We start from the raw sequence: 11,145 nt of genomic DNA on the forward strand, positions 1-11,145 counted from the left end.
CCCGGGCAGGCCGCCTGCTTCCGCTCCTCCCGACCGTCCAGACTGCGTCTGGTAGCTTGCGCCGCATGTCTCCTCGTCCCGTCCGTTCCCCCCTCCTGGCCGCCCTCGTGGCCCTCGCCGCCGCCTGCGGGGAGAAGGAGGTCGCCCCCTCCCTGGACCTCGTCACCGTCGCCTGCGCCGGCACACCGCCCCTGGACGGGGTGACGCACCTGCGCTTCCGCGTGAGCGGCCCCGGGGTGGAGACGGCCCGGGAGCGAGTGTCGACGGTGCGGTGGACGGCGGGCGACGTGCCGGCCCTGCCGGTGGGCCGTGCGCGGGTGCTGGAGGTGCGGGCCTACGCGGGCGCGCCAGAGCACGGCGGTCAGCTGTTGTCCCTGGGACGCTCGGCGCCCGTGGACATCGCGGAGGGACAGGAGGCGCCGGTGCGTGTGTTCCTGCGGCGGTTGGGGGAGTTCGTGCCCGTGAACGTGTCAGCGAGCCCCGACACGTGCGCGATGCCGCGTGAGACGCGGGCGGGGCACACGGCCACGCTGCTTCCGGACGGACGGGTGCTGTTCGCCGGAGGCTACCCGCCTGAAGCGAAGGGAGCGCGGCCGGCGTCGGGGACGACGGAGGTGTTCGACCCGGAGACGGGCACGTTCAGCCCGGGGCCGGACGTGGGGGCGAGGGCCTTCCACACGGCGTCGCTGCTTCCGGACGGGAAGGTGCTGCTCGCGGGAGGTGCAGAGGCGCTGGATCCGGCGTCGATGCAGCGCACGGCACGCATCGTGGACGTGGCGGCGGGCACGGCGAGCAGCGTGGAACCGAAGGTGGCGCGCTACCAGCACGCAGCGGCGATGGATGCGGAAGGACACGTGTTGCTGGTGGGTGGACGTTCAGCGGAGGGAAGCCCGGTGTTCAAGGCGGAGGGCTTCGATGCGGCCTCCGGTCGCTTCGTCGACGTGCCCACGGAGGTGCCGCGCGTGGACGCGGCGCTGACGGTGATGCCGGATGGGCGCACGCTGCTGGTGGCGGGGGGCGCGGACGCGACGGGGCCGCAGGCGGACGTGATGGGCTTCGCGTTCGAGGGCAATACCTTCTCCCGGTTGTCCGCGGGCGCGAGGCTCCAGGTGCCCCGGGTGGGGGCTGCCGTGGCGATGCTGGGACGGGAGGAGGACGGCCCGCGCCCCGTGTTGATGGGCGGCTTCAACGGCGTGGATCCGGAGAAGGGAGCACGTGCCGTGGGGTCCTCGGAGGTGCTGGAGGGCGTGGCCAGCGTGGGTGACGGCCCTGCGTTGTTGCCCCGGGGCAATGCGTGCGCGGTGTCGCTGCCGGACGGGCGCGTGGTGGTGCTGGGCGGACGGGCGAACGACTTCGGCACGCCGCGCGCGATGGACAGGGCGGAGCTGATCATCCCGAGGAAGGACGCGCAGCCCAGCGTGCTGGGCCTGCCGCTGATGCCGCAGCCGCGCGTGGGGCACACGTGCACGGCGCTCGCGGACGGCTCGGTGCTCGTGGTGGGCGGCGTGGACGACAGCACCGGCGAAGCCCGCGCGCCCATCGATGCGCTGGTGGTGATGCCTCCGCCGCGAGACTGAGCTACCTTCCAGGCCCTATGGTGACCTGCCTACCTGCCCGGTTTGCCCTGGCCCTGCTCCTGGTGACAGCGGCGGCGGAGGCACGCGAGCCCGCGATCCGCACGGTGCTGCTGTCGGAGCATCCGGAGGACTCCACGCCGAGCGTCTACGTGAAGGGCGCGGTTGCCACCGTCCTGCGCTTCGAAGCCCCCGTGGACGCGGCGCGGACCCGCCTGTTGGCCTGGGAGGGCCGGTTTGAACCGCTGCTGGTGGGCGGGCGCAAGGTCGTCGTGGAGCCGCTCCGGGACCTGGGTGAAGACGAAGGCGTGCCCCTGCTCGTGACGCTCACGAACGGAAGGGCAATCCCGTTCCTCCTGAAGGCTCCAGGCCTGGGGAAGCGGGCCGCGATGGATCAGCAGGTGAACGTGTTCGAGGACCCGCAGCGCTACGACGCCATGTACTCGACGCTGCGGGACTCGCTCAAACGGCAACGTGAACTGGCGGAGGAGAACGAGCGCCTGCGCCAGGAGGAACGCTCTCCGGACCACGCGCTCGCCACGCTCCTGGCCAACGGCGACCTCAAGCACACCCCCTTCGAGCGCGGTCAGAGATGGCGGCTCAAGCAGGAAGGGGCTGACATCCTGATCGAGATCCTGAAGAGCCGTGCGGTGCCCAAGGTGGCGGTGCTGTTCACTGTGACCAATCTCGATGCGAAGACACCCTGGGGCTTGATGGAGGCTCGGATGTCCACGGTTTCGGAAGGCACCCCGCGCCCGTTCGCCTTGCGCGTGCAACGCGATGAGATCGCGCCGGGAAGCAAAGGACGCATCGCTGTCATTGCGGATGACACCGTCTTCCAGTCGCCCCAGGGTCTGGAACAGCTGGCGCTTGAGTTGTTCCGGTCCGACGGTTTGTCGCAGGCCTACCTCGTCCTGGAATGGCGCCACTTCAAGGAGTAGAGCGATCCGCTATGAAAGCACCGCGCACGTTGTCTTCTGTTGCCTTCGTGCTGGCCCTGGCACTGGGCTGCACCACGACCCGAGGCGGTGTAGGGCTGCGCCCGGACGGCTCTCCGGGGCCTGAGGACTGCCCCGAGGATGCGCTGCAAGCGATGCGGATCCTCCGACTGCGTGTCGTCGACGGCGCGGACGTCGAACTCGACATCAACCAGGACGATGTCAGTCCCATCACGCTCTACGATGGCCCCGTCGAGAGCATGCTGATCTCCAGCCTGGGCCCGCTTGAGTCGCCTACCCGGCTCTATGGACGGGTGTGGACGGGAGGCCCGCAAGTGGTTGTTCGGTACTACGCGGCGCATCCGCCGGACGGCGACCGCATTCCCATCTGCGCGGTGGCCCGGCTTTCGAAGGGGCAGCTCCGGAAACGACCTGACTCCTTGCCGGGAACGGCCATCCTCGAGTTCTCGAAGGCTGGCGTCGACATCGTGGAGTCGTTCCGCTGAAACACGAAGGCCCCGCGCGGCCCTACGTGGATTGAGGACACCCCCATGTCCATGGACCGGCTGCTCGCCGAGATCATCCGGCACCACTTCCCAAGCCCACCCGCGACGCCTGCACGGTTGACCGCGTTCGAGGCACGCGTCGGCTGGGAGTTGGACGCGGACCTGCGCGCCTTCTACCTCCACTGCGATGGGGGGACGCTTTTCGCGCCGCTCCCGGACGTGAACTATCGCATCCTGCCGCTGGAGCGGATTGAGCGTGCCCGAGTCGCCATCATGGGGCGCGACGAGGATGCGTGCGGACCACCCTCTCACTTCACGCTGGTGGACATGCAGGACTCCGACTTCGTCGTCCTGGACGTCGCGCAGCGGTCGGGCGGCCGCTACCCCTTGTTCGATGCCTTCCATGAGACGTTTCCGGAGACGAGGCCCATCGCGTCCTCGTTCGAGGAGTTCCTGGAGAAGGCCCTGCGCAGTGGCAACCGCTCCTTCTGGCTGAACAGCGACCTGGCGACTCCGTTCCGCTGAAACACGAAGGCCCCGCATCCCGATGAAGGGAAGCGGGGCCTCGGTGCTTCACACCGTCACTGCGCTCAGACGTTGGTCGGAGGAGTCTCGGACGGCTTCGCCTCGCCCTCGGTGGAGGACGGCGCGGCGGGCGTCTCGGCGGGCGCGGCTTCGGTCGGCGTGGCCGGGGCGGCGGCGCGGGCCTCCGCTTCGGCACGGGCGCGGGCGGCGTCGTCGCTGCGCTGGTCGCTGGCGGCGACCTCGTCCGGCGTCAGCTCCGTGCGGTCGGCGAGGATGCCCGTCTTCTTCTCCAGGTCCTTGATGGCCCGGCGAAGCAGGTCGCGCTCCAGCAGCGTCCGGTTCAGGCGCTTCTCCAGGGCCTTGTACTTGTCCTTGCCCAGGTCGGCCTCGGACTTCGTCACGGCCAGGATGCGGGCCTGGGTGTCGGCGCGGCCCTTGATGCGGCGCAGCTCCTTCTCCAGCTCCACGGCGCGCGCACGGTCCTTGTTCGCCGCCGTCTCCAGCCGGTCCATCTTCTCGCGGTCCGCGTCGTTCAGCTCGCGGTAGCGGCGCACGGGCTCGGCCGGGGCCGCCGGCGGCACGGACACCGCCGCGCTCACCACGGGCTCGCTCGCGGGGGACGCTGGGGCGGCGATGAGCTCCGTCACGCCAGGAGCCGTCGGGGCCGCGGCCACGGGGCTCGCCGCCTGCACGGGCGCGGGGGGCGCCTCGCGACGACGGTTGCCACCACGCGACTCGGCCTCGGCGCGCAGCTTGGCGTTCTCCGTCAGGGCGTGCGACAGCTCCTCACGCGTCTGCGCGAGCTGGATGCTCGCGTTGCGCTCCACCTCGGCGCGGGCCTTCACCAGGTCCTGCGTACCCTTGTCGCCTTCCTTCTGGTCGAAGAGCTTGCGCTTGGTCTGCTTCAGCTGCTCCTTGAGCTCCTGGAGTTGAGAGCGCTGCTCGTCCAGCTCCTTCTGCTTGCGCTGGACCTCCGATTCCGCCTTGGCGCGCGCCTTGGTCTCCGACTCCAGCTCGCCCCGGAACGATGGCGAAGAGACGGAGGCAGGGCCCATGCCGGCGCTGCCCTTGTCTCTGAAGAGCAGCAGGCCGAGCGTCACGGCGAACCCGACCGATACGAGGATGAGTGCAAACAGCAAGGGAACAACCTCCACAGAAGGATGCAAAAAGCGGGGCAGCCTACCGCCCGGACATGGCGCGTCAAGGCTTCACTGGTAGACAACCCGTGGGCCCGCCTGCCGCTCCGGCCGGGGCCTCGGAGTCCCGCCTGCCCCCGGGGAGCCCCTGGCAGGGCAATCCTGGTATGGGGGGCCCCAGGCCATGGCGCACCTGCAACTGAAGCCGAAGCGGGACGTGTCGAGCTTCCGCAAGCTCGCCATCGGCAGCTGGGCGAACGCGTACGACCCCACCGTCTACGGCACGCTGACCGTGCGCATGGACGCGGCGCTGGCGTACCTGGAGGCCTTCCACCGGCACACCGGCGTGCGCCTCACGACGACGCACCTGGTCCTCAAGGCCCTGGGCGAAGGGCTGCGCCGCTGCCCGGACGCCAACGCGCTCCTGCGCTTCCAGCGCATCTACCTGCGCCAGAAGGTGACCCTGTGCGCGCTGGTCCCCGGCGCGGATCCGGACCGCACCGGCCTCACGCCCGTGCGCCTGGAGGACGTGGACACCCGCAGCGTGCGCGACCTCGCCGTGGAGATGGAGGCCCGGGTGGCGCGGGCGCGTGAAGGCCGCGACGTCGCGCTGGAGAAGGGACGGGGGCTGTTGCGGCGCATCCCGCACCTGCTGCTCCACCGCTTCACCGCGTGGGCGTCGTTCCTCACGTACACGTTGAACCTGGATCCGGCGTGGCTGGGCCTGCCCCGGGACCCCTTCGGATCCGCCGTCGTCGTGGACGTGGGGACCCTGGGGCTGGACACGGCCTACCTGCCGCTCGCGCCCTTCACGCGCGTGCCCATCTTCATCGCGCCCGGCGCGGTGCGGGAGACCGCGGTGGTGGAGGAGGGCAGGGTGGTGCCCGGTCGCGTGATGAGCATCAACGCGTCCTTCGACCACCGCTTCCTCGACGGCTACCACGCGGGTGTCATCGCCAACACGCTGCGCGAGCTGCTGGAGCACCCGTTTGAATCCTTCGACCCGCTACCGGACGCACCGCCGCCGGAGTAGGACAGCGCCCGTCCCGAACGTTCCAGGAGTCCCCCGTGTCCCAGTCCGAAACGCCGCTGGAGTTCACGAAGCGCTACTTCCAGGCCATCGAAGCCGGGGCGTCGAGCGAACAGCTCGCGGAGTTCTTCCACCCGGAGATCAGCCAGCGCGAGTTCCCGAATCGCCTCACCCCGAAGGGCGCGTCGCGCGACCTCCAGGCGCTCCTGGCCGCGTCGGAGAAGGGCAAGAAGGTGGTGACGTCCCAGCGCTACGATGTGCGCTCCGTCCTCGCCGACGGGGACCGGCTGGCCCTGGAGGTGGACTGGAGCGCGACGCTGGCGGTGCCCGTGGGCTCCCTGCCTGCCGGTGGGACGATGCGGGCCGCGTTGGGCGTGTTCCTCACGTTCCGCGACGGCCGCATCGTCACCCAGCACAACTACGACTGCTTCGAGCCGTTCTAGCCGTCAGTACGCGTACTCCCAGCCGCCGCGCGCCCGCGCCCTGCCGCCCATGCGCGCGCTCATCTCCCGCAGCCGGCGCACGCGCTCCGGGATCGGCGGGTGCGTGGAGAACAGCGACATCACCCCGCCGTGGTGCAGCGGGTTGACGATGAACAGGTGCGAGGTGGCGGGCGCCCGGTCATAGGGCATCGCCTCCGCGCCGCGCTCCATCTTCAAGAGGGCGCTCGCCAGCGCGTCCGGGTCGCCGCACAGCTCCGCGCCCGTGGCATCCGCGCCGTACTCACGCGAGCGGCTCACCGCGAGCTGCAACAGCGTGGCCGCGATGGGCGCCACCAGCAGCAGGCCCAGGTTGGACAGCGCCCCCGCGACACCGCCGCCCTCGTCGTCGTCGCTTCGGCTGAGCATGCTGCCGCCGAACCAGAAGAGCATCTGCGCCGCGTAGCTGATGATGCCCGCGAGCGTCGCCGCCACCGTGCCGATGAGCGTGTCCCGGTTGCGCACGTGGCCAATCTCGTGCGCCAGGACGCCCTCCAGCTCGCGCTCGTCCAGCATCTGGAGGATGCCCGCCGTCACGGCGACGGCCGCGTGGCTCGGGTTGCGGCCGGTGGCGAACGCGTTGGGCTGCGCGGTGGGCAGCAGGTAGACCTTCGGCTTGGGCATGCCCGCGCGGGCGGACAGCCGCTCCACCATCGCGTGCAGCCACGGCGCCTGCTCATACGGCAGGGGCTGCGCGCCGTGGATTGCCAGCGCGATGCGGTCGCTGAACCAGTACGAGCCGAAGTTCATGATGACCGCGAAGAAGCCCGCCATCGCGAGCCCCTGCGCGCCGCCCAGCCGCTGGCCGATGAGGAGCACCAGCGCCGTCAGCCCCGCCAGCAACACCGTCGTCTTCAACGCGTTGCCCAGCCGGTGCCACCCGCCGCCCTTCAGCGCCGGTGCGGTCGCTCCCCGGGATGTCATGTGGTGGTCACGCTGCGCCATGGTCCTCGTTCCGTGCCTTTCGCCCCGCCCGGGGCCACACGAAACGTAAGCAGGCATGGGGGGCCGTCAACGAAAGCGGGTCCGGGCCGCCCCGGCGCCTGAAGGGCTTGCGCGCACGGTTTTCGTCAAAGGTAGAAACGATCCGTCACGCCCGCCGTACGCTGGAGGATGGCGCTCCAGCCGAGCCAGAGATCAATGCCACTGTCCCCGGCCTTCGGCTCGCCCCCCAGGGCGCCGAGCGAGCCCGTACACCCCGCCACCGTGCCCAGCCCCGTCTCCCGCACGTGCTCCAGGAGCGCGCGGATTGTTGGCATGCGGCGCGACTCGAAGCGGTCCGTGATGTCGTCGCGGCCGGCGAAGTCCGGCTCGTCCAGACGATCCATCAGGAAACGTTCCAGGGCCCACCAGAACAGGTACACCTCCGCGCGCCGCCCGGCCGCCACCGCCGCCGCGGCGATGGAGAGGCCCTGGTGCACCCGGTCGTATTCGCCACTGTGCAGGAAGACGACGACCCTGTTGTCCGGCGCGCTCACGCACCGGCTCATACCGTCCAGAAGCCCCTTCGTCCATTCGTGCCCGGGGCGCGACCGCTGGGGTCCTTTGTCTTGCACCTGGGCCCCGCCGCTTGCTAGGAAACCAAGGTCCTTCAAGGACTTACACGCTTTTTGCAACGACAGAGCGGGCGGCTTTCAGGGACATGGGCGACGAGACGACAGCCAGGCGCAAGGATGCCCACCTCGACCTGTGCGCGACCGGCGACGTAGAGCCCGCGCAGAACTCCACCTTGCTGGAGCACGTGCACCTCATCCACTGCGCCATGCCGGAGCTGGCGGCGGACGAGGTGGACCTCACCACGCCGTTCCTGGGCAAGTCGCTGCAGGCGCCGCTGCTCGTCACCGGCATGACGGGCGGCACCGAGCGCGCAGGGGTCGTCAACCGCGACCTGGCGCTGCTCGCAGAACGGCACGGACTTGCGTTCGGGGTCGGCAGCCAGCGCGCGATGGCGGAGGACGCCTCTCGCACGGCGTCGTACGCGGTGCGCGACGTGGCGCCCACGGTGGCGCTCCTGGGCAACATCGGGCTGTACCAGGCCATCGGCCTGGGCGTGGACGGCGTGCGGCGGTTGTCGGACGCCATTGGCGCGGACGGCATGGCGCTGCACCTGAACGCCGGCCAGGAGCTCACGCAGCCCGAGGGCGACCGCGACTTCCGCGGCGGCTACCGCGTGGTGGAGCAACTGGCGCGGGCCTTCGGCGAGCGGCTCCTGGTGAAGGAGACCGGGTGCGGCATCGGCCCGGACGTGGCGCGGCGGCTCGTGGAGCTGGGTGTTCGCAACCTGGACGTCTCCGGGCTGGGCGGCACGTCGTGGGTGCGCGTGGAGCAGCTTCGCGCGACGGGGCCGCAGGCGCAGGTGGGCGCGGAGTTCAGCGGCTGGGGCATCCCCACCGCGGCGGCCATCGCCAGCGTGCGCGCGGCGGTGGTCCCCGAGGTCCGGCTCGTCGCCAGCGGCGGCGTGCGGGGCGGGCTGGAGTGCGCGAAGGTGCTCGCGCTGGGCGCGGATCTGGCGGGCATGGCGCTGCCGCTGTTCCGGGCCCAACAGCAGGGCGGCTTCGCGGGCGCGGAAGAGGCACTGAAGGTCATCCTGACGGCCCTGCGACAGGCGCTGGTACTGACGGGAAGCCGGAACGTCGCGGAGCTGCGGCGTCGGCCGCGCGTGGTGTCCGGAGCGTTGAAGGATTGGTTGGCGGCCCTGTGACGCAGGGTGGCTCCCAGGTTGGGAAGGAAGAAAATGTCTGACACCGTGACGTCCCGGCTCGCCGGATTCCACAAGCTGCCCATGGAGGAGCGACTCGCTCAGATCGGGCGCATGTTCCGGCTGTCTGAAGAAGAGCTGGAGCAGCTTCGCGGCGTGGGCACGCTGGATCCGGTGCTCGCCAACCAGATGATCGAAAACGCGGTGGGCACCTTCTCCCTGCCGCTGGGGCTGGGCCTCAACCTCAACGTCAACGGGCGCGACTACATCGTGCCCATGGCGGTGGAGGAGCCCTCCGTCGTCGCGGCGGTGTCGTTCGCGTCGAAGATCGTCCGCGAGTCCGGAGGCTTCGTCGCGGAGGCCGACGAGTCGATGATGATCGGCCAGGTGCAGGTGTCCAACTACGGCGACCCCGTGAAGGCCACCGAGCACATCCTGGACGCGAAGGAGCAGATCCTCGCCCTGGCGAACAGCTTCCACCCGGCCATGGTCGCCCGGGGCGGCGGCGCGCGGGACGTGGAGGTGCGCATCCTGCCCGCGCCGGAGGGTCCGCGCGGCGAGCCGCTGCTCATCGTCCACATCCTCATCGACACGCAGGAGGCGATGGGCGCGAACCTCATCAACACCGTCGCCGAAGGCGTGGCGCCGCTGATTGAGCAGGTGACGGGCGGCAAGGTGTACCTGCGCATCCTGTCCAACCTGGCGGACCGCCGGCTCGCGCGCGCCACGTGCCGCATCCCGCTGCGGATGCTGGCGGACTTCGACCTGCCGGGCGAGGAGATCGCCGAAGGCATCGCGCAGGCCAGCCGCTTCGCGGAAGCGGACCCCTACCGCGCCGCCACGCACAACAAGGGCGTGATGAACGGCATCGACGCGGTGGCCATCGCCACCGGTCAGGACTGGCGCTCCATCGAAGCAGGCGCGCACGCGTTCGCCTGCCGGGGCGGGCAGTACCGGCCGCTGTCCACCTGGTACCTGGAGGAAGGGCACCTCGTGGGCCGCATCGAATTGCCGCTCGCGCTGGGCACGGTGGGCGGTCCCATCAAGGTGCACCCGGGCGTGCAGGTGGCGCTCAAGCTGATGCGCGTGTCGGGCGTGCGCGAGCTGTCCATGGTGTTCGCGGCGGTGGGGCTCGCGCAGAACTTCGCGGCGCTCCGGGCCCTGGGCTCGGTGGGCATCCAGAAGGGCCACATGGCCATGCACGCCCGCTGCGTCGCGGTGACGGCGGGCGCGCGCGGTGGCGACGTGGAGAAGGTCGCCAACCTGCTGGTGAAGGCCGGGCACGTGAAGGTGGAGAAGGCGCGGGAGATCCTCGCGAGCCTCCTCCCCGACACGCCCGGCGTCGCCGCCACCGTCACCAACGGCTGACCCCATCGCCCCCGCGTGGGGCCCCTCGCAGGACCCGGGCGGCGCACTCTCATGGAGTGCCCGCCCCTTCACCTTCCGGTGCCATGACTCCCGCAACGAATCCCCTGGTCGCCTTCGGTGCCGGCAAGGTCATCCTGCTGGGTGAGCACAGCGTGGTGTACGGCTACCCCGCGCTCGCGGGCCCCTTGAGCTTCGGCGTGACGGCGCGCGGCGTGCCCGCGCGCTCGTGTCAGCTGGACGTGCCGGTGACGGCGGACGCGGCGCAGAAGCGCCTCATGCGCAAGGCGTTCGCGCGGGCGGCCCGGATGGTGGGCGAGCCGAAGGTGAAGGTGACGCTGGAGCCCCAGCTGCCGCTGTCCGCGGGGCTGGGCAGCTCCGCGGCGCTGGCGGTGGCCACGTCGCGCGTGCTGCTCCAGGCGGCGGGGCAGGAGCCCACGGCGAAGGCGACGGCGCGGCTGGCGTGGGAGATGGAGCAGGAGTTCCACGGCACGCCCTCGGGCGTGGACCACACCACCAGTGCGGAGGAGAAGCTCATCCTCTACCGGCGGGTGCAGGGACCGTCGGGCGTCACCGGCCGGGCGCGCGAGGTGAAGAGTCCTCGCGTGCTGTCGGTGGTGGTGGCGCTGGCGGGTGCGCGCAGTCCCACGAAGGTGACGGTGGGCGCGCTGCGCGAGCGGCAGGCGCGGTGGCCGGAGCGCTACCGCCGGCTGTTCGCGCAGGTGGGAAGGCTCGTCACCGAGGCGTCGAAGGCGGTGGAGGCCGGCGACCTGGAGGGGCTGGGGGACGCGATGAACGTCAACCAGGGCCTGCTGGGCGCGCTGGGCCTGTCCTCGCCGGCGCTGGAAGACATGGTGTACCGGCTGCGCGGCCTGGGGGCGCTGGGCGCCAAAC

At 71.0% G+C, this 11,145-nt stretch carries 12 protein-coding genes; 9 read left to right on the forward strand and 3 right to left on the reverse strand.

Annotated elements, in window-relative coordinates:
- Window positions 1-65: 65 nt before the first annotated feature.
- From D7V97_RS12830 to D7V97_RS12845, 4 genes are read left to right on the forward strand one after another with little or no spacing between them, the layout of a single operon-like run.
- Window positions 66-1,577 (forward strand): kelch repeat-containing protein, encoded by a 1,512-nt coding sequence (locus D7V97_RS12830; RefSeq protein ID WP_120610909.1) that lies wholly within the window; start codon window positions 66-68, stop codon window positions 1,575-1,577.
- A 17-nt stretch (window positions 1,578-1,594) separates the two neighbouring features.
- Window positions 1,595-2,515: a DUF2381 family protein gene (locus D7V97_RS12835; protein ID WP_120610910.1), complete on the forward strand. Its 921-nt coding sequence runs from the start codon at window positions 1,595-1,597 to the stop codon at window positions 2,513-2,515.
- Window positions 2,516-2,526: 11 nt separating this feature from the next.
- A complete protein-coding gene (locus D7V97_RS12840; RefSeq protein ID WP_120610911.1) occupies window positions 2,527-3,018 on the forward strand; it encodes a serine/threonine protein kinase in 492 nt (163 codons plus the stop codon).
- 45 nt (window positions 3,019-3,063) lie between these two features.
- Window positions 3,064-3,543 carry an SMI1/KNR4 family protein gene (locus tag D7V97_RS12845; RefSeq protein WP_120610912.1) on the forward strand — a complete coding sequence of 160 codons (480 nt, stop codon included), beginning with the start codon at window positions 3,064-3,066 and terminating at the stop codon, window positions 3,541-3,543.
- Window positions 3,544-3,608: 65 nt separating this feature from the next.
- Here the strand turns inward: D7V97_RS12845 and D7V97_RS12850 are convergent, their stop codons facing one another.
- A complete protein-coding gene (locus tag D7V97_RS12850) occupies window positions 3,609-4,682 on the reverse strand; it encodes a cell envelope biogenesis protein TolA (RefSeq protein ID WP_120610913.1) in 1,074 nt (357 codons plus the stop codon).
- A gap of 181 nt (window positions 4,683-4,863) precedes the next feature.
- Between D7V97_RS12850 and D7V97_RS12855 the strand changes: the two genes are divergently transcribed.
- Together D7V97_RS12855 and D7V97_RS12860 are read left to right on the forward strand one after the other, a co-directional pair.
- Window positions 4,864-5,712, forward strand: coding sequence for a 2-oxo acid dehydrogenase subunit E2 (locus D7V97_RS12855; RefSeq protein ID WP_120610914.1), 849 nt, complete (start codon window positions 4,864-4,866; stop codon window positions 5,710-5,712).
- 35 nt (window positions 5,713-5,747) lie between these two features.
- Window positions 5,748-6,152 carry a nuclear transport factor 2 family protein gene (locus D7V97_RS12860; RefSeq protein ID WP_120610915.1) on the forward strand — a complete coding sequence of 135 codons (405 nt, stop codon included), beginning with the start codon at window positions 5,748-5,750 and terminating at the stop codon, window positions 6,150-6,152.
- Window positions 6,153-6,155: 3 nt separating this feature from the next.
- On the opposite strand, the gene D7V97_RS12865 is transcribed toward D7V97_RS12860, so the two are convergent.
- On the reverse strand, window positions 6,156-7,133 hold the full coding sequence (locus tag D7V97_RS12865) for a zinc metalloprotease HtpX (RefSeq protein WP_120610916.1): 978 nt from the start codon (window positions 7,131-7,133) through the stop codon (window positions 6,156-6,158).
- A 125-nt stretch (window positions 7,134-7,258) separates the two neighbouring features.
- Complete coding sequence (locus D7V97_RS12870; protein WP_120610917.1) at window positions 7,259-7,678, reverse strand: hypothetical protein; 420 nt, start codon at window positions 7,676-7,678, stop codon at window positions 7,259-7,261.
- A gap of 152 nt (window positions 7,679-7,830) precedes the next feature.
- On the opposite strand from D7V97_RS12870, the gene fni reads away from it, so the two are divergent.
- From fni to mvk, 3 genes are all read left to right on the forward strand, one after another.
- Window positions 7,831-8,889 (forward strand): type 2 isopentenyl-diphosphate Delta-isomerase, encoded by a 1,059-nt coding sequence (gene fni, locus D7V97_RS12875; RefSeq protein ID WP_120610918.1) that lies wholly within the window; start codon window positions 7,831-7,833, stop codon window positions 8,887-8,889.
- A 33-nt stretch (window positions 8,890-8,922) separates the two neighbouring features.
- Window positions 8,923-10,254 carry a hydroxymethylglutaryl-CoA reductase, degradative gene (locus D7V97_RS12880; RefSeq protein ID WP_120610919.1) on the forward strand — a complete coding sequence of 444 codons (1,332 nt, stop codon included), beginning with the start codon at window positions 8,923-8,925 and terminating at the stop codon, window positions 10,252-10,254.
- A gap of 83 nt (window positions 10,255-10,337) precedes the next feature.
- Window positions 10,338-11,145, forward strand: an 808-nt coding sequence (mvk, locus tag D7V97_RS12885; RefSeq protein ID WP_120610920.1) for a mevalonate kinase, incomplete at its 3' end; no start/stop codon positions are given.

Source organism: Corallococcus sp. CA053C (genome assembly GCF_003611675.1).
GTDB lineage: Bacteria > Myxococcota > Myxococcia > Myxococcales > Myxococcaceae > Corallococcus.

Bases quoted from the DNA above. Each gene is read 5' to 3' on its own strand.
- D7V97_RS12830 (WP_120610909.1), top strand. From the start codon at position 66: ATGTCTCCTCGTCCCGTCCGTTCCCCCCTCCTGGCCGCCCTCGTGGCC.
- D7V97_RS12835 (WP_120610910.1), top strand. From the start codon at position 1,595: ATGGTGACCTGCCTACCTGCCCGGTTTGCCCTGGCCCTGCTCCTGGTG.
- D7V97_RS12840 (WP_120610911.1), top strand. From the start codon at position 2,527: ATGAAAGCACCGCGCACGTTGTCTTCTGTTGCCTTCGTGCTGGCCCTG.
- D7V97_RS12845 (WP_120610912.1), top strand. From the start codon at position 3,064: ATGTCCATGGACCGGCTGCTCGCCGAGATCATCCGGCACCACTTCCCA.
- D7V97_RS12855 (WP_120610914.1), top strand. From the start codon at position 4,864: ATGGCGCACCTGCAACTGAAGCCGAAGCGGGACGTGTCGAGCTTCCGC.
- D7V97_RS12865 (WP_120610916.1), bottom strand. From the start codon at position 7,133: ATGGCGCAGCGTGACCACCACATGACATCCCGGGGAGCGACCGCACCG.
- D7V97_RS12870 (WP_120610917.1), bottom strand. From the start codon at position 7,678: ATGAGCCGGTGCGTGAGCGCGCCGGACAACAGGGTCGTCGTCTTCCTG.
- fni (WP_120610918.1), top strand. From the start codon at position 7,831: ATGGGCGACGAGACGACAGCCAGGCGCAAGGATGCCCACCTCGACCTG.
- D7V97_RS12880 (WP_120610919.1), top strand. From the start codon at position 8,923: ATGTCTGACACCGTGACGTCCCGGCTCGCCGGATTCCACAAGCTGCCC.